The organism is Floridaenema aerugineum BLCC-F46 (assembly GCF_041929345.1).
GTDB classification, from domain to species: Bacteria; Cyanobacteriota; Cyanobacteriia; order Cyanobacteriales; family Aerosakkonemataceae; genus Floridanema; species Floridanema aerugineum.
Genome location: NZ_JBHFNQ010000200.1, coordinates 41,582 through 66,656, shown reverse-complemented (window position 1 = coordinate 66,656; position 25,075 = coordinate 41,582). Strand labels below are relative to the sequence as shown.

At 40.2% G+C, this 25,075-nt stretch carries 24 protein-coding genes and 1 pseudogene; 11 read left to right on the top strand and 14 right to left on the bottom strand.

The genetic code is table 11. From position 1 onward, the window contains the following. Positions 1 to 343: 343 nt before the first annotated feature. On the bottom strand, positions 344 to 643 hold the full coding sequence (locus ACE1CC_RS25915; protein WP_413273318.1) for a ferredoxin: 300 nt from the start codon (positions 641 to 643) through the stop codon (positions 344 to 346). A gap of 344 nt (positions 644 to 987) precedes the next feature. On the opposite strand from ACE1CC_RS25915, the gene ACE1CC_RS25910 reads away from it, so the two are divergent. From ACE1CC_RS25910 to ACE1CC_RS25870, 9 genes are all read left to right on the top strand, one after another. After that, positions 988 to 1,986, top strand: a complete 999-nt coding sequence (locus ACE1CC_RS25910; protein ID WP_413273317.1) for a Gfo/Idh/MocA family protein — start codon at positions 988 to 990, stop codon at positions 1,984 to 1,986. Continuing rightward, a complete protein-coding gene (locus tag ACE1CC_RS25905) occupies positions 1,983 to 3,488 on the top strand; it encodes a dolichyl-phosphate-mannose--protein mannosyltransferase (protein ID WP_413273316.1) in 1,506 nt (501 codons plus the stop codon). Before ACE1CC_RS25910 ends, ACE1CC_RS25905 begins: the two co-directional genes overlap by 4 nt. 41 nt (positions 3,489 to 3,529) lie before the next feature. Further along, positions 3,530 to 3,889 (top strand): rhodanese-like domain-containing protein, encoded by a 360-nt coding sequence (locus ACE1CC_RS25900; RefSeq protein ID WP_413273315.1) that lies wholly within the window; start codon positions 3,530 to 3,532, stop codon positions 3,887 to 3,889. 469 nt (positions 3,890 to 4,358) lie between these two features. Next, a complete protein-coding gene (gene hrcA, locus ACE1CC_RS25895; RefSeq protein ID WP_413273314.1) occupies positions 4,359 to 5,429 on the top strand; it encodes a heat-inducible transcriptional repressor HrcA in 1,071 nt (356 codons plus the stop codon). Between the two features lie 55 nt (positions 5,430 to 5,484). After that, positions 5,485 to 6,165 carry a DUF2834 domain-containing protein gene (locus ACE1CC_RS25890; RefSeq protein ID WP_413273313.1) on the top strand — a complete coding sequence of 227 codons (681 nt, stop codon included), beginning with the start codon at positions 5,485 to 5,487 and terminating at the stop codon, positions 6,163 to 6,165. A 186-nt stretch (positions 6,166 to 6,351) separates the two neighbouring features. Next, a complete protein-coding gene (locus tag ACE1CC_RS25885; RefSeq protein WP_413273312.1) occupies positions 6,352 to 7,047 on the top strand; it encodes a DUF2834 domain-containing protein in 696 nt (231 codons plus the stop codon). Positions 7,048 to 7,268: 221 nt separating this feature from the next. Beyond that, positions 7,269 to 7,973 (top strand): DUF2834 domain-containing protein, encoded by a 705-nt coding sequence (locus ACE1CC_RS25880; protein ID WP_413273311.1) that lies wholly within the window; start codon positions 7,269 to 7,271, stop codon positions 7,971 to 7,973. Between the two features lie 403 nt (positions 7,974 to 8,376). After that, positions 8,377 to 8,910 carry a type IV pilin-like G/H family protein gene (locus ACE1CC_RS25875; RefSeq protein ID WP_413273310.1) on the top strand — a complete coding sequence of 178 codons (534 nt, stop codon included), beginning with the start codon at positions 8,377 to 8,379 and terminating at the stop codon, positions 8,908 to 8,910. 96 nt (positions 8,911 to 9,006) lie between these two features. Further along, on the top strand, positions 9,007 to 10,614 hold the full coding sequence (locus ACE1CC_RS25870) for an alpha/beta hydrolase (protein WP_413273309.1): 1,608 nt from the start codon (positions 9,007 to 9,009) through the stop codon (positions 10,612 to 10,614). 22 nt (positions 10,615 to 10,636) lie between these two features. Here ACE1CC_RS25870 and ACE1CC_RS25865 read toward each other — a convergent pair whose 3' ends face one another. From ACE1CC_RS25865 to ACE1CC_RS25830, 8 genes are all read right to left on the bottom strand, one after another. Then, on the bottom strand, positions 10,637 to 10,972 hold the full coding sequence (locus ACE1CC_RS25865; protein ID WP_413273308.1) for a XisI protein: 336 nt from the start codon (positions 10,970 to 10,972) through the stop codon (positions 10,637 to 10,639). Beyond that, on the bottom strand, positions 10,960 to 11,376 hold the full coding sequence (locus tag ACE1CC_RS25860; protein WP_413273307.1) for a XisH family protein: 417 nt from the start codon (positions 11,374 to 11,376) through the stop codon (positions 10,960 to 10,962). The genes ACE1CC_RS25865 and ACE1CC_RS25860 overlap by 13 nt, the downstream gene beginning before the upstream one ends. 138 nt (positions 11,377 to 11,514) lie before the next feature. After that, on the bottom strand, positions 11,515 to 12,231 hold the full coding sequence (locus ACE1CC_RS25855; protein WP_413273306.1) for a hypothetical protein: 717 nt from the start codon (positions 12,229 to 12,231) through the stop codon (positions 11,515 to 11,517). Between the two features lie 243 nt (positions 12,232 to 12,474). After that, positions 12,475 to 12,663, bottom strand: coding sequence for a CPXCG motif-containing cysteine-rich protein (locus tag ACE1CC_RS25850; protein WP_413266160.1), 189 nt, complete (start codon positions 12,661 to 12,663; stop codon positions 12,475 to 12,477). Between the two features lie 27 nt (positions 12,664 to 12,690). After that, positions 12,691 to 13,137 carry an SRPBCC family protein gene (locus ACE1CC_RS25845; RefSeq protein ID WP_413273305.1) on the bottom strand — a complete coding sequence of 149 codons (447 nt, stop codon included), beginning with the start codon at positions 13,135 to 13,137 and terminating at the stop codon, positions 12,691 to 12,693. A gap of 37 nt (positions 13,138 to 13,174) precedes the next feature. Beyond that, on the bottom strand, positions 13,175 to 14,800 hold the full coding sequence (locus ACE1CC_RS25840) for a B12-binding domain-containing radical SAM protein (RefSeq protein ID WP_413273304.1): 1,626 nt from the start codon (positions 14,798 to 14,800) through the stop codon (positions 13,175 to 13,177). Positions 14,801 to 14,827: 27 nt separating this feature from the next. After that, positions 14,828 to 15,082 carry a SemiSWEET transporter gene (locus tag ACE1CC_RS25835; protein WP_413273303.1) on the bottom strand — a complete coding sequence of 85 codons (255 nt, stop codon included), beginning with the start codon at positions 15,080 to 15,082 and terminating at the stop codon, positions 14,828 to 14,830. A gap of 140 nt (positions 15,083 to 15,222) precedes the next feature. Further along, entirely contained in the window at positions 15,223 to 15,642 is a 420-nt protein-coding gene (locus ACE1CC_RS25830; RefSeq protein WP_413273302.1) for a hypothetical protein, read from the bottom strand. 630 nt (positions 15,643 to 16,272) lie between these two features. Here ACE1CC_RS25830 and ACE1CC_RS25825 point away from each other — a divergent pair. Continuing rightward, a complete protein-coding gene (locus ACE1CC_RS25825; RefSeq protein WP_413273301.1) occupies positions 16,273 to 19,338 on the top strand; it encodes a transglycosylase domain-containing protein in 3,066 nt (1,021 codons plus the stop codon). Between the two features lie 157 nt (positions 19,339 to 19,495). Further along, complete coding sequence (psb35, locus tag ACE1CC_RS25820; protein WP_413273300.1) at positions 19,496 to 19,720, top strand: photosystem II assembly protein Psb35; 225 nt, start codon at positions 19,496 to 19,498, stop codon at positions 19,718 to 19,720. Between the two features lie 167 nt (positions 19,721 to 19,887). On the opposite strand, the gene ACE1CC_RS25815 is transcribed toward psb35, so the two are convergent. The 5 genes and pseudogenes from ACE1CC_RS25815 to ACE1CC_RS36955 form a co-directional block, all read right to left on the bottom strand. After that, positions 19,888 to 20,310, bottom strand: coding sequence for a tellurite resistance TerB family protein (locus tag ACE1CC_RS25815; RefSeq protein ID WP_413273299.1), 423 nt, complete (start codon positions 20,308 to 20,310; stop codon positions 19,888 to 19,890). 194 nt (positions 20,311 to 20,504) lie between these two features. Continuing rightward, the gene (locus ACE1CC_RS25810) at positions 20,505 to 21,872 is read right to left on the bottom strand and encodes a 16S rRNA (cytosine(967)-C(5))-methyltransferase (RefSeq protein ID WP_413273298.1); all 1,368 of its coding nucleotides are present in this window, start codon (positions 21,870 to 21,872) and stop codon (positions 20,505 to 20,507) included. Positions 21,873 to 22,087: 215 nt separating this feature from the next. Then, positions 22,088 to 23,872, bottom strand: a complete 1,785-nt coding sequence (locus ACE1CC_RS25805; protein WP_413273297.1) for a DnaJ domain-containing protein — start codon at positions 23,870 to 23,872, stop codon at positions 22,088 to 22,090. 41 nt (positions 23,873 to 23,913) lie between these two features. Continuing rightward, positions 23,914 to 24,261 (bottom strand): hypothetical protein, encoded by a 348-nt coding sequence (locus ACE1CC_RS25800; protein WP_413273296.1) that lies wholly within the window; start codon positions 24,259 to 24,261, stop codon positions 23,914 to 23,916. 575 nt (positions 24,262 to 24,836) lie between these two features. After that, a pseudogene (locus ACE1CC_RS36955) lies at positions 24,837 to 25,031 on the bottom strand (type II toxin-antitoxin system HicB family antitoxin); the annotation flags it as partial. Positions 25,032 to 25,075 lie beyond the last annotated feature (44 nt).

Here is a 25,075-nt window from a genome sequence, read left to right as displayed (position 1 = left end):
ACTCATGCCGATTTGAATGCTGCCAAGAATATTCGCGACGATTATTTTCTCTCCTCTACCCAAGGGACTCAGGAGCAGGGTTCAGTCAATAACCCAGATGTTTCAACCAGTTTCTCTGGTTAGTTACAAGCCCCATCCCCTCGTGGGTGGGGCGGTTGACTCAAACATGGTCAGCACAAAAATGTGGATTCGCTATCCTCAATTTGAGGCGAGTTGGTCGCCATACCCAATCCCGTTACACCCGATCGGGTGTAACGGGAGTCTTTAAAGCTCCTTTGAGATAAATTCAGCAGTAGTAGTTAGCCATCAAAAAGCTGATAACTAACTACTGGATTCATCTAACTTAGTACAGTGCTTCTTCTTGGTGGGTTATGATAGTACAGTCAGATGTGGGATAAGCTACACAGGTGAGAACATAGCCTGCTTGAATCTGATCGTCATCTAAGAAAGACTGGTCGGATTGGTCAATAGAGCCTGCGGTGATTTTGCCAGCACAAGTGGAGCAAGCGCCTGCGCGACAAGAATAGGGTAAGTCAAGTCCAGCTTCTTCCGCTGCATCGAGGATATAAACATCATCGTCACAGTCAATGGTTGTATTTAGACCCTCTTCTTCGTTAATTAACGTAACCTTGTAAGTGGCCATGTATCAATCCTCTCAAGTATTCTAAAGGGCTGTATAAGTTTTCCTTAAGCAGTCCTAGCTAAATGATTTTGCTGGATTCTGCGATCGGATTTCTTTCACCTTCTTGATACTACGTGAAAAGTTAAGAATTTTGATAGCGAATTAGCACTTTGAGTGAATGGGATTCGTAATTAAATCTGCTAATCTTATCCTGATTACTTATACTTATTGCAGAAAGTGGCAACTTCGGTTTTAGAGAATCGTTTTTCGTTCTCTGTTTGTCGCGGAATTTCCCTGTATGCTAGACCGGACTGCTATGCTGCAATAATTACTATTTTCCTCTCTCTAGTCCCAAGTTTTTCAAGATGAGTGCTTCTGCCCGCTTTTCTGTTACAGTCCCTCTGAAGGTAGGTTTGGTCGGTACGGGTTATGCTGCTAAACTGAGAGCCGAAACTCTGCAATCCGATCCTCGCACCGAGTTGGTGGCGGTGGCTGGTAATACACCCGAAAGAACTGAGTCCTTTGCTCAAACTTACCAAGCAACGGCGGTGTTAGGCTGGCAACAGTTGGTGCAGCGTCCCGATTTGGATTTGATTATTATTTGTACTATTAATAGTGAGCATGGTGCGATCGCTCATGCCGCTCTTTCCGCTGGTAAGCACGTAGTCGTAGAATACCCCCTCTCTCTCCATCCTTGGCAAGGTGAAGAACTAATCTCTTTAGCCGCCAATGTCAACAAACTTTTGCACGTTGAACATATCGAACTACTTGGGGGATTACACCAAGCACTAAGGCAAAATATCGCCGCAATTGGTACGCCATTCTACGCCCGTTATACTACCATTAATCCGCAAAAACCCGCACCACGTAAGTGGACTTACCATCATACTCAATTTGGTTTTCCTTTCGTTGGCGCATTGTCACGACTGCACAGATTAATCGATTTATTCGGTAAAGTAGCAACTGTCAGTTGTGAAAGTCGCTTTTGGGACAGTGATTCAGAATACTACACCGCCTGTCTTTGCACAGCTAAATTACGCTTTACCAGTGGATTAATTGCAGAAGCAAGCTATGGTAAAGGCGAAGTTTTTTCCCAAGCTGCTCGTCCTTTTGAAGTTTACGGCGAAAACGGTTGTTTAATGTTTAATGGTGACGAAGGTTATCTAATTCAAGGAGAAGAAAAAACTCCTATTGATGTAGGTAGTCGTCGTGGCTTATTTGCCAAAGAAACCAAAATGGTTTTAGATCACTTAACTGAAGGTACACCTTTATATGTGACACCTGATGTTAGTTTGTACACTTTAAAAGTAGCTGATGGGGTGCGTCGAGCGTCAGAAACCGGAAAAATAATCGAAATCCTATGAAATTGACCAAACAAAATTCTCAGTTGTCTTGGACTTGGTTTATTTTCGGAATGTTAGCAATAATGGTTTTGTCTTTTGCCCTACATTTTTGGGGACTAGACAGATTTAATATGCTAGTATTTGATGAAATTTATTATGTGAAGTATGGCAATAATTATTTAACTAATCAGCCCCATTTTGATGCTCATCCTCCTTTAGGAAAATATATGATTGCCCTGGGAATGTGGCTAGGTAGTCAGTTTTTAGGCAAAGATTTAAATAGTTTATCAGGTACAGCAATTTATCCTTGGGTTTATCGTTGGATGAATGCTTTTACTGGGTCTTTCTTTCCCTTGGTTGTGGGGGGAATAGCTTATCTATTAAGTAAACGGCGCAGCTATACTTTAATTGCTAGTTTGTTTATGGCTGTGGATGGTTTATTTTTAGTAGAATCTCGCTATGCACTGATTAATATCTATTTGGTAATGTTTGGCCTTCTAGGTCAGTTATTTTTGTTGATAGCTTTAGCGAATCGCGGGAAAAATAGGCAAGTTTGGTTGTTTTTTAGCGGCATTTCTTTAGGTGCATCGGTGGCGGTGAAGTGGAATGGATTAGGCTTTTTGTTAGGCATTTATATTTTATGGTTTTTAGCTCATTTTTGGCAAATAGTTTCAAAGAATCGCCCAGTAACTTCGCCGGAAATTCCCCGTCAGCGATCGCCATTAAAGCCTGTTAAGGAAAGTATTTTGCAAAATCTTTCGCAGATTAACTTTTTCCAAGTCGTAATCTTTTTAGCGGTGATTCCTGCGATAATTTACGCTTGGTTATGGATTCCCCATTTAGAGATTAATAAAGATACAAATTTTGGGAAAGTTCATCAACAAATGATGGGGTTTCACCAAAATATGAAAAGTGGGCCAAAAGTGCATCCTTATTGTTCTAGCTGGTATACTTGGCCTTTAGTAATTCGTCCGGTAGTTTATCTTTTTGAAAAGTCAGCGACTAGTTCTAAAGCTGCTGCTTTACCGCCTTTACCTCCGGGAATTAAAGATGTAGCTTACGCTGTTTATGGGATGGGAAATCCGGTTTTATGGTGGTTGTCAAGTTTGGCAATTTTGCTGTTAATTGGGTTGTTGTGGAAACGAGTTTGGCTTTGGTTAAAAAGTGCGTTGAATCAGGGAAATAACCCTATTAATTATTATGATTACTTGCCCCAAAGTAAGGAATTGTGGTTGGTTGCTTTTGTGGTAATTAATTGGGCGGCGCATTTTTTACCTTGGATAAAGGTGACACGCTGTACTTTTATTTATCTTTATATGAGTGCGGCGGTGTTTGCTTTTATGGGGTTGGCGTGGTTGGTCGATCGCTGGTTGCAAAGTTACCAACCTCGCCTGAGAATTATGGGAGTAACGGTGATTTTTCTAGTTGTGGCAGCTTTTGTATTTTGCCTACCCATATTTCTAGGATTACCTTTGTCTTTACCGCAATATCAACTGCGGATTTGGTTAAATAGTTGGATATAATTTAAAATAGGATAGGTGTTGACTTAATTAAGGGTGTCCGAATGTCAGAACAATTTTATAATCAGTCTCTTGGACAAATTAGTGTAAAAGAATTAGCTAATTATTTGGCAAATTCTCCAGAGGGATTACAACTGGTGGATGTGCGAGAACCGCAGGAAGTAGCGATCGCTAACTTGAATGGTTTTCAAAACTTCCCCTTAAGCGAATTTAACTCATGGTCAGAAGATATTAAAAATCGCCTAAATCCAGATGCAGAAACTCTGGTTCTTTGTCATCATGGAGTGCGCTCGGCTCAAATGTGCCAATGGTTAATTAGTCAAGGTTTTACTAATGTCAAAAATATTGTGGGTGGGATTGATGCTTATTCCATAGGGGTCGATCGCAACGTACCTCGATATTAAAAACTACCAGAAAGCAGAAGGCTCCAGGAAGAAGGCTCCAAGCAAAGAAGGTTTGGACAAAATTTCACTGGTTTTTAACTGTATACTTATTTGTGCCACGCTGCACTACTTGAGAAATACTAGCAGCTAAAAAAAACTGCACTTATCCTAAATCCGAGTTATATTAAATACAATTACTTTTAGGGGTATCTGCAAAAATAAAAAAAACTACCATTACAGCCTAACCAGACCTAAAGAGGGAGACAAACCCCCAACTTAAGGCATGGAAAGCAAAAAAGTCTATCTTTAGTTCAAGCCTCCAGATTTACAGATGGAGTCAATCTAAAATCTAAAATCCAAAATGGAATAACTCTGTACTAAAGTAGAAGCGATTTGATATCATATTTTACTAAATAATAAGTACAATGTGGCTGAAATGACGACTTTTTTTTGGAATTCAATTAAAATCGCTCTTTTGCTCAAATAAACTATGCAAATCCATTTAACTAACCGACAACAGCATATCCTTTGGGCAACAGTTCGTCATTATATCGCAACGGCGGAGCCAGTAGGATCGAAAGCTTTAGTAGAAGAGTATAATCTTAGCGTTAGCCCAGCCACAATCCGTAATGCGATGGGTGTTTTAGAAAAAGTGGGATTACTCTATCAACCCCATACTTCGGCAGGAAGAGTTCCTTCTGATTCGGGTTATCGAATTTATGTGGATCAATTGATTACGCCTGATGAGACTGTGGCGCGTCAAGTAGAACAAGTACTCCAAGATAAATTGAATCGCGATGATTGGAGTTTTGAGGCCCTGTTACAGGGTGCAGCACAAATTTTGGCGACTCTTAGTGGTTATATTACTTTGATTACTTTACCCCAATCGCGCACAAATCAAGTGAGACATTTGCAATTAGTGCAGGTAGAACCGGGAAAAGTAATGTTAATTGTGGTGATGGATAGTTATGAAACTCAATCAGTGTTAATGGAGTTGCCACAAAGGGAAAATCCGCAACCAGATGCAGAGGTGATCGATCGCGAATTGCAGATTCTTTCTAACTTTTTGAATTCGCAAATTCGGGGTCGATCGCTTTCGGAATTAGCTACATTAGACTGGATGCAATTAGATCGGCAATTTCAACAATATGCTGATTTTTTGCGCGATTTATTGATCGAAGTAAAGCGACGCACTAAACCACCTGCTGTTACCCAAATTTTAATTCGTGGCGTATCTGAAGTGTTGCGTCAACCAGAATTTTCTGAATTACAACAAGTAAAAATGTTAATGCACTTGTTGGAAGAAGAACAAGACCAACTTTGGCCGTTAATTTTTGCCACCAAGGAATCAGAAAATACAGGAAAGCGCGTTACAGTGAGAATTGGATCGGAAAATCCTTTAGAACCAATTCGTACTTGTACCCTAATTTCTGCTAATTATTGTCATGGTTCAGTTCCGGTGGGTAGTGTGGGTGTTTTAGGGCCAACGAGAATGCTTTATGAAAATGCGATCGCAGTCGTAGAAGCAGCAGCAGATTATTTGTCGGAGGCGTTGAGTTAGTATTTTTTGAACCGCAGAGGACGCAGAGGACGCAGAGAAAGAAAGAAGAGGGATTGTGATTAGGAAAATTAGTTTTTGGTTACTTTGGTTAGGGGTTGCTGGTTATGCTTTTCTGTTAGCACCACCGCAGCGACCTGATACTTTTGAGTTAATTAAAAATCTTTCCACTGGTCAAATTGCCGGAATTAATCCTTTGATTGTGGCACTGTTTAATATTATGGGCGTTTGGCCGATGATTTACAGTTGTCTACTCTTTTTTGATGGCAGAGGACAAAAAGTAAAAGCTTGGCCTTTTGCTGCTGCTTCCTTTGGCGTAGGTGCATTTTCTCTATTGCCTTATTTAGCTTTACGAGAACCAAACCCGGAATTTACTGGCAGCAAAAATAACTTTCTGAAAGTATTAGATTCTCGTTGGACAGCAATTTTATTGACTTTGATTACTCTAGGTTTAGTCGCTTTTGGTTTAATAGCTGGAGATTGGCAAAATTTTATTCAACAATGGCAAACTAACCGTTTTATTCATGTAATGAGCTTAGATTTTTGTCTGCTTTGTCTGTTATTTCCTGCACTTTTAGGAGATGATATGACAAGGCGAAAAATGAAAAACCCCGCTATTTTTTGGGCAGTTTCCCTCCAGCCGTTATTTGGTCCTCTTGCCTATCTTTGCTTGCGTCCTCCCTTAATAGAAAGTGAAGCAACACAAGCCAAACAAATTGTGACTAGCAATACACCTTAAAAATTAATATCCTCATCTATATAATTAAGTCCCTTGTAACGACTTTAGTCGTTTCTTTACTAAATAGAAGGACTAAAGTCCTGACAACAAACCTCTCGGAAAACTTTACTTAAGACAGACGTAGTTAATTGGGATTGTAAATTAAACTTAACTATCCGACTAATAGTAGAGTTGGTCACCGAAATTATGAATAGAAAAATTGCATTATGGACTTTGTGGGCAGGATTTATATTGTACATCCTTTTATTCGCTCCTCCCGTACAAGCCAGCACACTTACACTACTACAAAATCTCTTCACTGGACATTGGTTAGAAATTAACCCAATCATCTTTTCCTTATTCTCTTTAGTTGGGATTTGGTTACTAATTTACAGTTGTTTAATGTTAATTGATGGCAGAATGCAAAAAATAGCTGCATGGCCTTTTATTCTGGCAGGAATAGCCACAGGAGTAATTGGTTTAATACCATATTTAGCACTGCGAGAAGCTAATCAAGAATTTTCCGGGAAAAAAGACATTCTGCTGAAAGTTTTTGACTCTCGTTGGACAGGTTTTATTTTAACTATTAGCACCCTGATTTTGCTAATCTACGGGTTAAAAATGGGAGATTGGCAAGACTTTATTGTTCAGTTTCAAACCAGTCGCTTTGTTAACGGCATGAGTTTAGCATTTTGTTTGTTTTGCCTCTTATTTCCTACACTTTTGGGAGATGACATTGCCAGAAGAGGCGTAAAAAATAAACCGATTTTGCGGTTAGCTTCCCTCACTCCTTTGTTAGGCGCACTTTTCTATTTATGTTGGCGACCTCCACTGTGGGAAAGTATTCCCCAAATCTCCTCCCCTACTATTGATAAAACCTCAGTCACTACTAGCAAAACTTAACTTCGTAGGGTGCGTATAGCCTGCGGCATTTAAGTGCCTTATATATTCTTTTTTGGAGATGCCTATTGTAGCGACAACTTAACGTACCCTATGGATAGTTTGAAGGTGCGTTAGTAACGCACCCTACAAAATAACTAGCAAAACTTGACCAAAGATAGACGTAATCTGCCCAGTCTCTCACTTTACTTGAAGTGACTGGGTAGAGTTAAATGGTTGAGTTTATGAGTAGAAGAGTAACCTTGTTTTTGATATGGTTTATATTTGTAGCCTATACTATATGGTTGGCTCCACTCGATCAACCTGATACTTGGCCTTTAGTCCAAAAATTATTAACCCTGCAATGGCATAAGCTAAACGCAATTATCCCCGCTATTTTCTTGTTAATGGGCGTTTGGCCGATGATTTTTGCTGGCTTGATGTTTTTTGATGGTAGAATGCAAAAATTTCGGGCTTGGCCTTATTTTCTTGGTTCCAATGGTACGGGTGTAATTTGCCTTTTGCCTTATTTATTCCTGCGCGAACGTAATCAAACATTTGCTGGTACAAAGGATAAATGGCTGAGAATATTAGATAGACATTCTACAGGTTTTGTCCTGTTATTATTTACTGTTGGTTTGTTTGCTTATGCCATTCTTTTAGGTGATTGGGGAGACTATGTACAACAATTTCAAACTCGGCGTTTTGTACATTTAATTAGCGTAGATTTTTGTTTGATGTGTTTAGTATTTCCCCTCACTTCGTTATTTGATGATGATATGTCGCGTCGGGGAATTAAAGATTCCTTTATATATTGGTCAATAGCGTTTCTTCCATTATTTGGCCCTTTAGTTTATCTTTGTGTCCGTCCGCCTATTCCCGAAGTTTTAGAAATAGAAGTTGAGACAGAGGAGTTAGCCGCTGACATCTTAGAATCCTCTACTTCATAACAGAGTTAGCAACTTTGAATGGCATTGCTGCTAATTTGATTACTCAGCAGGATTTTGTGTCTCTCACTTGAGTTGAAATCTCTTTCTAAAAAAACCCGGTTTCTCAGAAGAAACCGGGTTTTTAGATCATTACTAACTTACTAAAAGTAAAAATATCTTCATGGGCAGATTTGTTAATCCTAATGACAAGCAAGAAGAGTCAGGTTACTGCGAAAAATAGAGTCCAGATCCCCGACTTCTCTAAGAAGTCGGGGATCTAAAGATCTAACTTTTTTTCTAAGTCGATGAGAAGTCGATAAAAACTCAAAGAAGTCAGTTAAGAACTCAAATTGTCACCTAGTTTAATAGGAATTATCCAAGGAAGGAAACTTTTACTTTCCCCTTTTCCTAGCAGAGGTTAATTATGAGAACTGAACTTCGAGTTAAATGGTTGCTATATATTTTGCATCAGAATCGCGATCGAGGTTTCACCTTTTGGGAACTGATTATTATTCTTTTTATTCTGGGACTTTTGGTTGCTATTGCTTTGCCTAGTTTTCTGCCTGATACAGTTAAAGACAAACAAGCAGAACCAAAACAATATGTTAGCTCAATCAACAAAGCTCAACAAGCTTACTACACAGAAAATGGTACATTTGTCACAGAAAACACCCCCGCAGGATGGGCAAGTTTAGCAGTTGGTATCAAGACTCAAACTGCTAATTATAAATATTTAATTTCCTCAATTGGTGAAGATGGAATTAATGCCTTTGCCATTCCATTAAATAAAAATAATAAAGGCTACACGGGAGTTGTTGGTTTGTTCGGCACAAATCCTCGTGACAACACTACCCAGGCAATAGTATGTGAAACTAACAAGGCGGGAGAAGAACCGATACCAGGTGAAGTAACTGCAACTGAAGTAAAATGTGGTAGTAATTCTCATCCTCTCAGGTAAAATAAAGTACACTCCGAGAAACCCGGTAACTTCTGGGAAACCGGGTTTCTGAAATCGCCATATATTTTAATAAAAGCATCGCTTCAGCCCAAAATTATGAAATATAAAAGTTTCGCCAAACGTTACACAGGATTATTCTTAAGCCTACTCCTATTGGCTGTCGGAATTCTAATTTGTTTCCTCTCTTATCCATCGGAAATTCAAACCAAATCAATTAAAATTAATGTAGCGCCAAACCGACAATTAATAGGAACATTATACACCCCGAAAACTTCAAAACCACCTTATCCAGTAATGGTGCTAACTCATGGCATTAATTCAACTAAAGAAATCATGTCTCCGTTAGCAATTGAATTAGCGAGGGAAGGAATAGCGGCTTTAACTTTTGATTTTGGTGGTTTTGGAGAATCTTATTTTCGACCTTATTCAGAGGGAGGAAATGATACAGATGGTAAAGCTGTAATGGCTTTTATTCAAGCTAATCCAAAACTGTTTGATACTACAAAAATTGGTATTGGAGGTCATTCAATGGGTGGCGCTACTGCTTTAGGTTTATCTAGCGATGATAAGCGTTTTAAAGCTACGGTTGTTTTGGGAATGAGTGGGTTAGCTACTCCAATTTATCCAGCAAATTTGTTGATGGGAATTGGTCTTTATGAACAGTTACATCCGCCATCGGTAATGCGAGAGATGTTGCAATCTGCGACTGGTGAAAATATTTCTGAATTTCAACAAAGTGGCGATTTTCAGTCAGGAAAAGCTAGATTATTGGTGATTTCTCCGACAGCAGATCATTTAATTGAACCTTACGATACTTATTTAATTAAGCAGTCTGTTAGCTGGGTAAAACAAGCTTTTGGCATACCTGGAAAGACAAAACCAATAATTGCAACTTGGTATATGTTGGGTATATTTGTTAGTTGTTTGGGTGGTTTGGGAACGGGTGGTTATTTAGTGCGCTTTGTTGCTTATGAAAAGAAGTTAAAATGTTGGATACCAAGGTTGATTTTGCCGATCGCACTCACCCCCCTAGCTTTAGGAATCACTGGCATAATTGACAGTTTGTGGGCGAGTAATTTGATTTTATTCTCCCTTGCTTTACTGCTTGTTTGCAATTACGTTTTGCGCTTTCCTAAAAAGTGGACAGCTACGCTAAAAATTACCGGACTTTATATTGGTTTGTTTCTGGGAACTTATGGTGCGATCGCCATAATTTTCACCCTACCAGAACTACTATCCCATCCTCAATATATAACTAGCATTCCTCAATTCTTATGGCAATTCCCGATCGCACTTTTTTACAGTCGTTATCGTGAGTTTAGAGCAGTTACTTTTCCCATTTACAGCTACGGTTTACAACCCAGTTATCTGTTACTCATTCCTCTGATTCCAGAATTAATTATACCAGGAATTATCTTAACTGGAGCCGAAAAAACTATCAGTTTTATTGTTCGTTGGTTGCGTCAACCTTTGCATTTTCACAAGTTCTTTTTTGTTAATCTGCGATCGATAATTCTCTTACTAGGATTACTGCCAGTTTTAGCAGCAATTATCTATCACCAAATTCAATCAGGAGTTGTATCTCCAGATACAGCAATAATCGCCATTCAGACAGTTGGACAAGGGGCAATATTACCAGGTGCGATCGTTATTTTAATATTGCGCCAACAGTGGTTTCAGAAGTTAGAAAGTCGCTGTCAGTAGTTACAACTACTTACTGGGAAATTCATCCAACTGCATAACGAGTAAATTGGCGTTTAAAAGCGGAATGAAAACCCAAAACAATATCAGATATTGGTACACCCATTTCAACCAATTTTTCAGCAACAAAATCTTCAGTTCCGTTATATTGAATCCAGATTTTGCCGTCTATAATATCAAAGTGCATCACTGGGCCAAATACTCGTTTATCCCCTTGCCAACCTACATAAGCAAGTTGATAATGGTCATGTTCGCTATCAAATATTAATTCGGCTTTTACTGTATCATTACTGGGAGAAATTTCGGCGTGTTCGGTCAAAATTTGTTTAATAAATTGTCGATAGTTTTCTACTTTATCCATTGTTTAATTTCCTCCAATTTAGGATCGTAAATTATCAGCTTGACTTGGTAACGTCTAAGCGAACGTTGAATAAAAGGAAGCTGAAAAAAATCCTGATAGGTTTCTATAGGAATAGCTAAGTAAACAATGCGATCTGGTTCTTGTTCTTCAAGTGCTTGGCAATAGTTAAGATATTGTCCTAACGCAGTGTGAAATGCGCTAATATCTGAGTCTCCCACAAAACTTTTTATTTCTCTAGCTATTTTTTCTGAATCCCGTTCTGCGGCAAGCATAGTTTCTGCTGCTAGATCAATTTGTAATTTGACCGCTTCGCTAATGCGAATAGTCAGAGGGTCATGGGTGATATTCCATCCATCTTTAATTAAAGCATTTTTAACTTGTTGATGGAAAACATCTTTCGCCATTGGAGATGCTCTTCATCCTAATTGTGGTTAACTTTATTTTATATAACTTTAGCAAGTTACAATTGCATAAAGTACAAAAAAAACCCAGTTTCTTGAAGAAACCAGGTTGTAAGTTTCGGAGAGTTGTGAGATGAAAAATTAATTCCAGTTACGAACAGTTTCTCTGAGAATAGTTTGACCATTTTGGGTAACTCTTAATTCATTGCGAGTCAGAACATAACGGGTATCTCCGTTGACAGCGGCAAAGCGATCGCGTCCATAACTTTGCAAAGGCAATCTGATTCTTCCATTACCATTTTTGGACTCACCAACATAACTACCGGGAAGATCGCCACCACAAATTGAGATTACATAACTTGCTGTTTCAGCTGTTACGAAAGTGCTTTCTCTGTTCCGACAACCTCTGGCGGAAACAGTGTCATCTCCACTTGCAGCTAAAATTCTTTCATTGAGAATTGTTCTGCCATTTTGACTTACTCTCAACTCATAAGGAGTCACGGCATAAATTGTATTTCCGTTAGCTGCAATATATCTGTCGCCGCTTCTGCGTGTTAAAGGAACAGTAATACCACCGCTACCATCTTTCGCCGCACCTACATAATAACCTAAAGAATTCCGCGAGTCTCCAGAACAAATTGTCACGTAATAGTTTGGAGTTTCAAAAGTGCGATCGACTGTTGAACGGCGAGTAGGACAATTCCCTTGTGCAACTAAAAAAGAATCTCTATTTTCTGACCCATCTTGCTGAGAATTACTAAGTGCATTTGCTCCTAAAGAAGGAGCTAAAAACAACAATGCGCCAGCACTTGCCAAAGCTAATTTTAATACTTTGGAGTTAGTTAATTTATGTTGCATAGTGTTAATTTTACCTTGATTTCTGGATGATTTCTTGATTATTTTGGTAAGTTTATTGATGAGCCATTAATTGCTTGATTGCTCACTAATCTATTCTTCAAATTCCCCAACAGCTTTTCCGCAAATTTACTGAGAAATTACTTAAGTACTACATATAAACCTAGAAACCCGGTTTCGCAGAAGTTACCGGGTTTCTCTGCACTTAGTGGTATCATCTAATTCCAGAGAGAAGCCATTAAATTTTTAGCCTTCATATTCTGTATCAATTTCCACATCCAAACTTTCTTCGTCTACGCGCACATATAAAACATTTGGGTGACAACAAACTTGACAATCTTCAGTATAAGTTTGCTGTCCACCCGCACTCAAATCAACAAATGTTAAGTTCGGTTCGCCACAATAAGCACAGAAATATTCTGCTGTTGTTTGCATTTTCCTAGTAATTTTGTCCGCAATAACTTACTTTTCACATTCTCGTTTTGTTACTTCATGGCGATAGCGAAACATATCAGTTAGTCGCGCATTTACCCACCATTCTAAAAGTAATTCAGTTATTAATCCACCTGGTATTTCGTAATCTATTTGATCGGTGAGTTTGGTTTTGCCATTCTCTTGTGTAAATAAATGCCGATGTACCCAACTTTCCATTGGCCCACTAATTTGTCTATCCGTAAACAAGCGATTTGGTTCGCATTCAATATGTCTTGCTACCCATCTTACGGGAAATGGCCCTAACAAAATGCGAAATTCGGTAATTGCACCCACATCTAAACCCCCCTCTCGACGGACTATTTCCACAGGTTGCCAAGGGGGAGTAAGAATTTGCAAAATGTCTGGTCTTTCGTGAAAGTTCCAGACAACTTCTACTGGTGCATCAATTAGTGAGGAGTGATTAAAATGCAGCATAACTCTATTTTATCAATAAGTTGCTCATTAACTAAGATTAATCTTTTGCTTCGGGGAAATTGGCGATCGCCATGCTACGATGTTTTTGTAACGTTGCTACTGGCAATGGCCCAATTAAATGACTCCAAGGTAAAACTTGGTCTAAATCCCAATTAGTATGAACATAGTAATCTAATTCGGGCAATTTTCCGCGCAATTCTTTAAAAGCGCGACGATAGCTACCCAAAGAATCGCCATAATCACGAGTTAATTCTAACAGATGGGATAGTCGGCGATCGCCCCTAGAAATTAAAGCTTGTATAACCGACCAATTATAACTTTCTGGACGAAATTCTATTCCCTGGGATTTCAATTCTTTTTCCAAATACTTCAATCTTTTTTCTGCTTGCTTATTCACCCCAAACCATTGAAAAGGTGTATGCGCTTTCGGAACAAAAGTGCTACATCCTAAAGTTAATCTTAATCCGGGTGCAGCTTTTTTAATTTCTCGCATCATCGCTACAGTTGCATCTAAATCTGATGATTCTTCTCCCGGAACACCTACCATCCCATAAAGTTTGATTCCTTTTAACCCACCTGCTTTAGCATTAATCGCAGCTTGGATAATCTCTTGATTTTCTAACTTTTTATTAATAATTTGCCGCAATCTTTCTGAACCGCTTTCTACTGCTATTGTGAGCGATCGAGTATCGCGTTTTGCTAATATTTCCGCTAACTTCTGCGTCACCGTATTTGTTCGCACCGAAGCAATACTCAACCGCACATTATCATACTTTGATTGCCCTAAATAATCCAACAAATTTTCAAACTCAGGATGCTGAGTTACCGACGCACCAAGTAATCCCAATCTATCAGTTACTTCTAAACCTTTTTCGATCGCCGGAATTAACGAACCCTCTAAACTTGCAGTGCGAAAAGGCAAAGTTAAATAACTCGCTAAACAAAAGCGGCACATTTCTGGGCAACTGCGTACCACTTCCACCATATAGATATTTTCCCAAGCAGCTTTTTCTGTCACCACAGTGGAAGCAGATAAAGTATTTCCCCGATAAGTTTGTTTTTCAACTTGGGCAGGAATTTGGTTATTAATAGGTTGAATTGATTTAATTACACCTGTAGTTTCTTGATAGGTAACTTCATATAAACTAGGAACATAAACCCCTGGAACTTGGGCTAATCTTTGTAGTTTAGTTTGCCTATCAGCGTCACGAACTTCCTGGTAAGCATCAATAAAATTCTCTAAGAGATTTTCGCCATCTCCTAACAGAATAATATCGAAAAAATCAGCGAAAGGTTCTGGATTAGCAGTTAAAACTGCGCCGCCACCAAATATTAGCGGATCTGCATCAGCACGTCTTGAGGAACGCAGGGGGATTTCTAAAAATTCCAGTAAATTCAGGATATTAATATAATCAAGTTCCCAAGACACAGAAAATCCTACTAACTGAGGATTTCTGGGTAATTCTTCGTGAATATCAGTAAATAATCGTTTGACTTCTAAATCCGAACGCATTGCCAAAGTTGCCCAGACAATTTGATAGCCAAGGCTAGTTATTCCCACTGTATACTCATTGGGGAAAGCAAAGATTGTGGGAATAGCATCGGTGTTTGGCGTTGCTTTGGTAAATAGCAAACGTTCAGCAGCAAATATATCGGAGTTCACAAGCGATCGATTTCAACATCATTGTACTTATTCATATCTGATCTTAAGCGATAAAATTAGCAAGTTAAAAATTAAAGTCAGGAAATTAGCCGCAATTACAGGCCAAGATTGGATGAAAATACCGTACAATAACCAGAAAAATACTCCTGTACAAAAGGTAAATAACATTACTAAAGAAACATCTCCAGCTGACTTTGTTTTCCAGGTTTTTACCAATTGAGGTAAAAAAGCGATCGTAGTTAAAGCCGCAGCAATAAATCCCAAAATGTCAATGTTTTTCATTTGTTAAGCTGATTTTGGCAAAATATTTAAACCAGTTTACGTTCAAATATAACAATATCCCACCATCCAAGCAGCTTTGTAGCTTGAGAAAGTTGGGATACTCTAAAGGTTTATTCAATTGTCCTAGTTGGAAATTTTACTTATTTAATTTGAAACTTTTCACTCTCCCGCTTAGATTCATCTCCTACTATAACAAAGGAGACTTCGTATGTTCCAGGTTGCCAAGCCTTAGCCGGAGCTAAAGCAGTAGTGATTTGATTTTGATCTAATTTGGTGGTAAATTCTCTCTCATAGATGGGAACATTTTTGGCTGTGGCGCTTTGATTTAAGCGCCAAAGGACTTTTACCTTTGTTCCTTCCACAGCATTATCCAAGTTAGCTGTAGCGAATATCCGGGGGGTGGTTGTTTTAAAAGTATTTTGACTTTTTTCACAACCTTCTAATGGATTAGCCTTTTCGCAGACTGATACATCACTAATACTTGGCCCCCACAAATTAAATTCACAAGCAGCTAGTACGGAAGCAGCACCGATAATAGCAACGAATGTTTTAGCGTTCATCCTCACAAAACTCCTTAATATGAGTATTCCTTAATCAACCAAGATTTTGATTTTAAATATTCTACAGGGGAATTGACAAGATAGGGGAAAAGATTATACTAAACGACTACCAAAAGTGGATTGGCTACGCTGAAATTATTAGCTGGTGGCAATTCATCTTTGGTTAAAGTTCGTTGTGACGGGAGTCTAGGGAACTCCACTAAGATAGAATATTCGGCTAGACGGATTTCTGTCAACGCGATCGCCAAGCCCGTGCGCTATAGACCTATCGCATTCCCGAAATTCAGTTTATTATCGGCTTACACTGAGATTTGAGCACCATTCTCAATAAGACCGAAAAAACCGGGTTTCTTTACGAAAATCCCCAGCTTTCAGATTTGGCTATTGGCTGCAAACCCGGTTTTTAGCCTTGGTGCAAGATCTGAGTTACAGGCTAATTGACCAGAATCAAAGAGTGGATTAACCTAAATGAGTGTTGAAAGTGAAGAGATGAGCTAAAATTTTAACTCATAGTGACTCGCTCTGCTACCGATGGTCTAGTACGGAGAGGTATAGGGGCGCAAATTCGATAAATAAAACCGAAAATAAAACGAATTTAAACTTGGCCCGTATCGTGTGTGAGGCAGTATCGTGACAAAATTTATTCCCAAACTGCAAGAAATTTCGACCAAGTTCAGTGGCTCTGAATCAAAACCCGAACAGACCTCTGGCAGAGAAACAGAAATTGGGCAACCAACCGCCCACCAAGGCGTAACAAAGGATGGTTCTCCAATTTCCCGTTCGGCTGACCCTGACGGAAGCCCAGGAACTTCCCAAGATCCACTAGAACCAACTCAAATAAATAGTTTAGAAGAACTGGGGAGTTTTTCTGCTGCCTCTTCAGCAGAAATAGCGGAAAGTGAAGAAGATGCGGCACAAAATCAGGAAACAGCCAGCAGCAAAAGCTTAAGTAAACTGAAACAGAAGACCAGAGAAATTGCCACTAAACTACATATTCCCGAATCTGTCCTAGATTCACCTTGGTTAGACCCAAATAATCCGGTATACCGGACAAAGAAATTCTGGCTAATCGCAGGGGCATCCGTCACATTAGGTGGTGGCGCACTGGCGACAGGGATTACTTGGTGGACATTGGAGCGCAACTTACCTTCACCTAATGATGTTCTCACCTTTGTCCGAGATGGAACTCTGACGATCAAAGCAGAAGACGGTGCAATTCTGCAACAGGTGGGTCCGGCCACTAGAGAAAAGCTGCAATTAGAGCAAATGCCACCTCAACTGGTGCAAGCCTTTATTGCCTCAGAAGACCGTCGCTTTTACCAACATCAGGGAGTAGACTGGCAAGGTGTGGGACGGGCTTTTGTTTCCAATATCAGTGCCGGAAACGTGGTGGAAGGTGGAAGTACCATTACGCAACAGCTAGCCAGAATTGTTTTTCTCAATCAAGAACGCACCATTACTCGGAAAGTTCAGGAAGTGATGCTGGCGCAGAAGATTGAGAAGGAGATGAAAAAAGACAAGATTCTGGAACGGTATCTGAACTTAGTTTATTTGGGTGAAGGTGCTTACGGGGTGGCTGATGCGGCTTGGGTTTATTTTAGTAAGCCAACAAGTGATTTGAGTTTGCCAGAAATAGCGACGATTGTGGGTGTGACACCTGCACCTTCAACTTTTTCGCCGCTCGCCAATCCGAAACTAGCTTTAGAAAGACGGAATATAGTGTTAAACCGCATGGTAGATGCAGGTTTTCTCACCAAAGATCAAGCGCAAGCGGCTTCGGCTGAACCTTTAGCGCTCAAGCCAGCCACACCAAAAAGACTTTCCACCGAAGCGGCTTACTTTACTTCCTTTATTCAACAGGAATTACCGAAATATGTGCCGCAAGATGCGATCGAAGCAGGTGGTTTAACTGTAGAAACTAGCCTAAATCCTAAGTGGCAAAAAGTTGCCGAAGAAGTTGTCGATGAAGTAGTTAGCGAAAACGGCAAAGAACAAGGATTTCAACAAGCTGCCTTAGTCGCCATCGATCCCCACAATGGAGAAGTCAAAGCAATGGTAGGGGGGACAGATTTTGAAAATACCCAATTTAATCGTGTCACCCAAGCCCAACGTCAACCAGGTTCCACATTTAAAGGATTTTTGTACACTACGGCTATTGCTGGTGGGATATCTCCCTATCGCGGTTACTTGGATGCGCCTTTCCAGGTAGATGATTATACGCCACGAAACTACAATGATGACCATAGCGGCTGGATTTCAATGCGAGATGCCCTGACTTTATCAGTTAACACAGTTGCCGTAAAAGTGTTAATCAATACGGGATTCCAACCTGTAATTGATATCGCCCAGAAAATGGGCATCAAGTCAGAACTTAAGCCCACTTACTCCCTAGCCTTGGGTGCTTCGGAAGTCAATCTTTTAGAATTGACTAACGCTTATGGCACTTTTGCGGCTAAAGGGGTACACGCTCCAGTGTACGGGATTCGTCGGGTAATTGACCAACAAGGTAAAGTAATTTTTGAAGCCAAACCGAAAGCTGAAAAAGCTTTGGACGGAGAAACAGCGGCAATAATGAGTTGGATGCTGCAAGATGTGGTCAATGATGGAACAGGTCGTCCGGCGCAATTGTTCGATCGCCAAGTTGCAGGCAAAACAGGTACTTCCGATCAAGCCCGCGATCTTTGGTTTGTGGGTTATATTCCCCAACTAGTCACAGGCGTTTGGTTAGGAAACGATGATAACTCACCGACTTGGGGCACTAGTGCTACCGCCGCCCGTACTTGGAATAAATTTATGGTGAAAGCGGTGGAAGATATCCCGATCGAGAAATTCCCCGAACGTCCTAAACTGGAAGGTCGCAAAGGTGTAGTAGCTCTTCAACCGATCAAACCAGAAAAAATGTCTAATATTCGGGCTACAGCTAGCAGAACAGAGGATAGCAACAAAGAACCAGAACGTAGACCAAGATCCCGAAGAGAAGTTAGCCCAGCTGCTACCAGCAGTACACCCACAGTCTCTCGTCCCCGTCGTCGGGATTCTCAAAACACCGCCGCTACTTCTAACACCACTAATACCCAAACCACATTCCGTCCCCGTCGGCGGGATTCTCAAAACACCGCCGCTACTTCTAACACCACTAATACCCAAACCACATTCCGTCCCCGTCGGCGGCGGATTCAGCAAAGCAGTGTCAGCACTTCTAACACCACCAATACCCAAACCACATTCCGTCCCCGTCGGCGGCGGATTCAGCAAAGCAGTGTCAGCACTTCTAACACCACTAATACCCAAACCACATTCCGTCCCCGTCGGCGGCGGATTTATCAAAGTAATGCCAACCCTTCTAACACGACAAATACCCAAACTAGATACCGTGTCCGTCGTCGGGTTTCGGAAAACACTGCTGTTAACTCTAATTCGAGTAGCCCCCAAACCAACTATCGTTCCCGCCGTCGCTCTTACCAATCCAACACTAGCAGAGCAACACAGCAACCTGTAGTACGTCAAAGACGCAGGAGCGTTCAGCAGTCGAGCAGTCCGCAAACCTACCAACCCAGACGCTCTCGCAGAACATACAACAGTTCTAGTGGTTCGGGTTCCTCCAGAACTCGCTCCAGAAGGCAAACTACTCCGCAGGCTGCACCCGCACCCGCACCCGCACCTAGCTTTGAACTCAATACTCACCAAATCAGGTAGGGGACTGGGGACTAGGGACTGGGAAAGTTTTGAGTTTTGAGTTGTCCCAAGAGTCCTCTTGGGACTCTGCCTTTTAGCCTCGAACTTCTGGAGGATGATAATTTTTTTCAATTCTTTATACTTTAGATAAGGTGAAAATTTCAGGAGTTGTTAAAAGATGAGTCTACTTATGGAAGCTGCGACTAATGCGGTTAATGCCCCTCACTTTCCTTGGTCTTTTACTTTAGTTTATGTGGTCGGATTTATTGCCGCTGTGACGATCGGCTCAATTGCTTGGTATAATTCAAAGCGTCCTGTAGGCTGGGAAGACAAAGAACGCCCCTCTATTGTTCCAGAAGTGAAAAAAGAAGAAACTCCTGGAATTGGTACTCCCAAAGGCTAATTAATCCACAACTATTGACACTCTCACCGTCAAGCTTGCGCTGTGACGGGAGATGAATTGCTCCATTGAGATAATAATTTCAGATTGGAGATTTCAGATTGCTAATAGGTAAAAGAATTTCCCGGCTAAATCTGAAATCTTTATCTGAAAGTTGGTTAGTGCGATCGCTAATTTTGTTTTAACACCCAACGTTTGTAGAGTTTTTGAATTGTCCCCAAAACAGAACTTTGGATTGACTGTGGTGGGTGATTTGCTGGATCTAGTTGTTGAATAGTGGTAATTAGTTGTGCTTCTTCAGAGGTGACATCGCTATCACTGTAAATCAAAGCGCTGATCGCTTCAATTAAATTTTGGCATTTCTCGGAAGAAGGGCGATCGCCTAAGTACTCCTGCACCCATTCATAACATTGACTGGACTGTACTGTGCGGAATTCATAAAGCCAGGGATAAATTTCTGGATCGTTCTCCACACCCTTTTCTTTCGCCAGTCGGTATAAATATTCTCGTTCCTCTGACTGAATTTTACCATCAATCCAAGCTACTCCTACGAGAATCTTGAAGAGAATTTTAATATCTGAATCTGAAACCATTGCTTCTTTCCTACATTTATCTCTTAGATTAATCAACAATTTACTGCTAGACAACTAGTAACTCAAGTTGCTAGTTATCTTGAGTAGGGTGCATCAGAGCGTAAAGTTCTGGATATAATCACTAATTTTATGACTCTGACGCACCCTACAGCTGAAACCATTGTTTTTTTCCTTGATTTTATCTATTACATTAATCAAGAATCTGCTGATAGACAACTGGTAGTCGATCGCAAACGTACCATAAAAAATCCGTCCATCTGTTCTCGGTGTGGTAAAACTTTAATCCACCCTGACGGCGTGACAAAAGAGTATATTGGCGAATTAGTTGCAGGTAATTCAATTTGCCAATTTGGATGAGTGGTGAGAAAATTCTTAATCACCTGTTCGTTTTCTAAAGGATGCAAAGTGCAGGTAGAATAAACCAAAATTCCTCCAGGTTTGACATATTTAGATCCACTATCTAACAATTCTCTCTGTAAAATTGCTAATTCTTTAACATTTTCGGGAGTTTGTCGCCAACGTGCATCAGCATGACGGTGTAAAGTTCCTAAACCGGAACAAGGTACGTCAAGTAAAACTCGATCGGCTACATTGGTAAATTGGGGAAAGTTGCGACTATCGCCAGTGCAAATTTCTATTGATTTTAAATTCAATCTTTGCGCGTTTTGTTGGAGTTTTTTTAAGCGGGAAGGAGTGCGATCGCAACTCCAAACTCTCCCCTCATCCTTCATCAATTCTACAATATGTGTCGTCTTTCCTCCAGGTGCCGCACAAGCATCAATTATCACCTCTCCCGGTTGCGGATCTAACAAATGTGTTACCATCTGAGCACTAGCATCTTGGACAGTCCACCAACCTTCTTTAAAACCTGGTATATTTTGAATTGCGCCACTACTCCCAATTAACCTTAAAGCTTGGGGAAGATGAGGAATTTTACTGACTAAAATATCTGCTGATTTTAAGGTCGTTTCTACTTCTTCAATTGTAGTTTTTAACGGGTTAATTCTGAGATCGATCGCTGGAGTTTGATTCATCCATTCGCACAATTGTTCGGTTTCCGTTTCTCCCCATTGTTCTAACCACAATTGAATTATCCAATCGGGGAAACTGTATAAAATTCCTAATCTTTCAACGAGGTTTTCTGGTAAAATTAAAGGGTCTTGGTTGGGGGTGGAGATGCGATCGTACTGGCGCAACAAAGCATTTACAACTCCGCTAAGTCCAGCAAATTTATTTGCTTTTGCTAGTTCAACAGTAGTATTAATTGCGGCTGAAACAGGAATGTTTGTTAGATATCTTAATTGATATAAACCTAAGTGTAAAATGGTGCGAATATCGGTTGGTTGTTGATGAGCTTTCTTTTTACCTAATTGGTCAATAATTGCATCAAGTGTGCGTTGTCTTCTCACGCTACCATAAACTAATTCTGTAGCAAATCTTCGGTTTACATCGTTGAGGTTTGATGCACGCAGAAAGCGATCTAAGGCGACATCTGCATAAGCGCCTTTGTGAATGTCTCGTAAGGTGAGAAATGCCAGTTGTCTGGAGTTTTGCGAGTTCATGCTGGCAAGTTAATTGGGTTCTTTTTAGAACTTACACAAAGTCTCTATTCGTAGGGTGCGTTAGTGACAACGTAACGCACCATCACCGCCTAGTGTCAGTGCCTAAGTCCTACTTTTTTAGGATATCTTGTTAGGGTGCAAGAGAGATCATTTTTTTACCGCAAAGAACGCAAAGAACGCGAAGGAAGAGGAGAGGAGAGGGAAGAGAGGCAATTTTATCTGCTTCTAAAAGCTTGGTATGCTGTGGCGATCGCTTGCATATTAGCTTTAGCTGTGACAGAGTTGTTAATATCAGGATGATATTTTCTGGCAAGGCGGCGATAAGCTATTTTAACATCTTCCGATTGAGCGTTTTTCGCTACTCCTAAAACTTCCCACCATTCACCAGAAAGTAATGTTTCTGATGTAGTTTCCCTTTGAGTAAATGTCTTTTGCCAAATTTGAATTAATTTATCTTTACTACCACTGACTAAAGTTGTTCCATCAGGAGTAAAAGCTACAGGATAGCATCCAGAAAGGGTTTGTAAAAGTTTCCTGGTTTTTAAGTTCCATAATTTTATATTTTGGGTACTACCACTGGCAAAAGTTTCTCCATTGGAATTAATAGCAATAGAAAAAATCGCTGTTGAGTGTCCTTCTAAAGTTGAGATTAACTCTCCGGTTTGCAGATTCCACAGTTTAATAGTTGCGTCGGTGCTACCGCTAATTATAGTATGGTTGTCGGGGGAAATTGCGATCGCACTTACCCACCCAGAATGACCTTGCAAAACTCGAATTAATCCTCTAGTACTTAAATCCCAAATTCTAATAGTTTTATCAATACTGCCACTAATCAAAAACTTGCCATCTGGACTAAAAGCCAAACAAAAAACTGAATCAGAATGACCATTTAAAGTATATTTGAACTCTCCAGTAAAACGACCCCAAATTCTAATTGTTTTATCAGCACTTGCACTGGCAACAACATTTCCATTAGGACTAAAAGCAACCGAGTTAACAAAACCTAAATGACTATAGGGAGAATTTAAATAAAAACAAGTACTAATAAGCTCTTTTTTCCGCAAATTCCAGCGAGTTACCTTATTTTCAAAATCCCCGCTTACCAGCATTTCTCCATCTGGACTTATTGCCACTGAAAAAACCTCTTTTGCAAAACCACAAAAGCTAAAAATCTGTTTTTCCTGCTGTAAACTCCAAAGACTTACTGTTTTATCATCGCTAGCAATAGCAATAATTTCACCATCTGGACTAATAGCTATAGAATTAATTGCGCCTACCTCTCCCCTGAGAGTTTTTACACATTGCCAAGTAGGAGAAGGTTGAACTTGCACCGATACTATTTTCCTCTTACTTATAAAGGGAATAAAAGGTTGTTTATGTAAGTTCGCTGTGGAAAAATTGCAGTAAGCACGATTTTTATAACCTAGTTTAGCCTTGAGTGCTTGGAATTCTTCCTCAACTTCCAAATTGGCAAACTTTTGTTTCCAAATAAAATCAGCTAAACTGCTCTCCAATGACATTAATTCTAATTCATAAAGCGCCTGAGTATAAGCCTCCATATATAAAACTTTCTCTTCCATTCTGGCAAAAACTTGTGCAGCACTTTCCCCACTTCCAGATTTATCAATTAACTTAGCAATCCCATAAAAAGCAAGTCCTAAAACACCTCCCGCAGCTGCCATTGTTCCCATTCCAATACCAAATGCTGTTCCGCCAACACTTAATCCCATTCCCCCAACAGCAGAATAAAAACTAATCCCACCAACAGCACCAATTCCCATTGCACCAATAGCAATTGCATCACCTTCTCCTATTGCTTGAAAAGCGCCATAAGCAGCAGCACCAACAACTCCCCCCGCCGCCGCAACTGGTGCAAAACCAATACCAATTCCGCCAAAACCTCCGACTAATCCCATGTTGCCAACTGTCCCAGAAAAAGCTGCACCTGATGCGGTTCCACTAGCAATAAATGCTGCACCTTCTGTTAAATTATTAGCCATTGTTTTGCGCTTCCTATGTAATTTTAGTTGGTTGATTAATGTTAACTAGGGTTATTTTTGGTCTGCATTTGTGTCTTAAGCGTTTCTAATTCAGCATCAACTTCTAAATCAGTCCAACGCTTTTTATCCTCATATTCTTTGGTGATTTCAGCTAGTGCTTGTAAATTCCTATGGAAATTTTTTCCTGTATCATCTTGATTGATAATTTTATAAGCACCATAAGCAGCAAGTCCTACTACTCCCCCTGCTGCTGCCATTACACCCATACCAATACCAACTCCGCCAAAACTTCCGGCTAATCCCATTCCGCCAACTGTCCCAGAAACAGCTGCACCTGCGGCGGTTCCACTAGCAATAAATGCTGCACCTTCTGATAAATTATCTGACATTTGTTTTTGCTCTCAAACTTATTTAGTCAATCCTAGATTAAGTGAAGTTAATTTATTATTGCTTCCGAATAATTACGGAAATCTTTGCTTATGGGAAAGTAAGTTTTTATGTGAAACCGCTCCAGACGCAGAGGACACAGAGGAAATATTTGAACCACGTTAGCGCAGCGAAACGCTTTCTTCGTTTTAGGACACGAAGGAAGAGGAGGAAGAGAGGTGCGATCCTGAGATCTTGCACCTGCGCTTTTAGCCCGCCCGGAAATCAATTTCCGGGCTAATAGCTCAAGTCCATTAAAATGGACTGAAAACTTTGTATTTAGTCCTCTTTAGAGGACTTTAGCTATTAGCCTGGGACTTGAGTCCCAGGCGTATTTTTGGACTGGTGCAAGATCTCAGGATCGCTCTAGTATCTACAATAGCCATCATTACTGCTTGTCTACTTGATGATAAAAGCCTCGAATTGGATCAACTTCTGACTTTAAAATTTCCTCCTCTCTTTCGGATAAATCTGTTTCTTCAGACTCTCCTAGACTAGCAATACTCATTAAAAAATTACTTTCTTCTGGTTCATCTTTAAAAGAAACACTCAACAAATCAGGCATTACTTCTCCGTGTTCCAGCTTATCCGCCAACACTCGCAACGCTAACGCCTGAACTTTAGCAACTGCTTCTTCCCGCATTTCTCCATAAGCAAGCACACCTGGCATTCCAATCACTTCAGCCAGCCAGCGTCCGTCTTCCTCTTGTTCAATCTCGATCGTAAAGTTCATAACTTTAAAGGTATCGTAATAAAAGCTATTTTAACTTGCTAATA

What these genes read in the sequence shown, in the direction of transcription:
- ACE1CC_RS25915 (WP_413273318.1), bottom strand. Translation starts at nt 643, where the DNA reads ATGGCCACTTACAAGGTTACGTTAATTAACGAAGAAGAGGGTCTAAAT.
- ACE1CC_RS25910 (WP_413273317.1), top strand. Translation starts at nt 988, where the DNA reads ATGAGTGCTTCTGCCCGCTTTTCTGTTACAGTCCCTCTGAAGGTAGGT.
- ACE1CC_RS25905 (WP_413273316.1), top strand. Translation starts at nt 1,983, where the DNA reads ATGAAATTGACCAAACAAAATTCTCAGTTGTCTTGGACTTGGTTTATT.
- ACE1CC_RS25900 (WP_413273315.1), top strand. Translation starts at nt 3,530, where the DNA reads ATGTCAGAACAATTTTATAATCAGTCTCTTGGACAAATTAGTGTAAAA.
- hrcA (WP_413273314.1), top strand. Translation starts at nt 4,359, where the DNA reads ATGCAAATCCATTTAACTAACCGACAACAGCATATCCTTTGGGCAACA.
- ACE1CC_RS25885 (WP_413273312.1), top strand. Translation starts at nt 6,352, where the DNA reads ATGAATAGAAAAATTGCATTATGGACTTTGTGGGCAGGATTTATATTG.
- ACE1CC_RS25880 (WP_413273311.1), top strand. Translation starts at nt 7,269, where the DNA reads ATGAGTAGAAGAGTAACCTTGTTTTTGATATGGTTTATATTTGTAGCC.
- ACE1CC_RS25875 (WP_413273310.1), top strand. Translation starts at nt 8,377, where the DNA reads ATGAGAACTGAACTTCGAGTTAAATGGTTGCTATATATTTTGCATCAG.
- ACE1CC_RS25870 (WP_413273309.1), top strand. Translation starts at nt 9,007, where the DNA reads ATGAAATATAAAAGTTTCGCCAAACGTTACACAGGATTATTCTTAAGC.
- ACE1CC_RS25865 (WP_413273308.1), bottom strand. Translation starts at nt 10,972, where the DNA reads ATGGATAAAGTAGAAAACTATCGACAATTTATTAAACAAATTTTGACC.
- ACE1CC_RS25860 (WP_413273307.1), bottom strand. Translation starts at nt 11,376, where the DNA reads ATGGCGAAAGATGTTTTCCATCAACAAGTTAAAAATGCTTTAATTAAA.
- ACE1CC_RS25855 (WP_413273306.1), bottom strand. Translation starts at nt 12,231, where the DNA reads ATGCAACATAAATTAACTAACTCCAAAGTATTAAAATTAGCTTTGGCA.
- ACE1CC_RS25850 (WP_413266160.1), bottom strand. Translation starts at nt 12,663, where the DNA reads ATGCAAACAACAGCAGAATATTTCTGTGCTTATTGTGGCGAACCGAAC.
- ACE1CC_RS25845 (WP_413273305.1), bottom strand. Translation starts at nt 13,137, where the DNA reads ATGCTGCATTTTAATCACTCCTCACTAATTGATGCACCAGTAGAAGTT.
- ACE1CC_RS25835 (WP_413273303.1), bottom strand. Translation starts at nt 15,082, where the DNA reads ATGAAAAACATTGACATTTTGGGATTTATTGCTGCGGCTTTAACTACG.
- ACE1CC_RS25830 (WP_413273302.1), bottom strand. Translation starts at nt 15,642, where the DNA reads ATGAACGCTAAAACATTCGTTGCTATTATCGGTGCTGCTTCCGTACTA.
- psb35 (WP_413273300.1), top strand. Translation starts at nt 19,496, where the DNA reads ATGAGTCTACTTATGGAAGCTGCGACTAATGCGGTTAATGCCCCTCAC.
- ACE1CC_RS25815 (WP_413273299.1), bottom strand. Translation starts at nt 20,310, where the DNA reads ATGGTTTCAGATTCAGATATTAAAATTCTCTTCAAGATTCTCGTAGGA.
- ACE1CC_RS25810 (WP_413273298.1), bottom strand. Translation starts at nt 21,872, where the DNA reads ATGAACTCGCAAAACTCCAGACAACTGGCATTTCTCACCTTACGAGAC.
- ACE1CC_RS25805 (WP_413273297.1), bottom strand. Translation starts at nt 23,872, where the DNA reads ATGGCTAATAATTTAACAGAAGGTGCAGCATTTATTGCTAGTGGAACC.
- ACE1CC_RS25800 (WP_413273296.1), bottom strand. Translation starts at nt 24,261, where the DNA reads ATGTCAGATAATTTATCAGAAGGTGCAGCATTTATTGCTAGTGGAACC.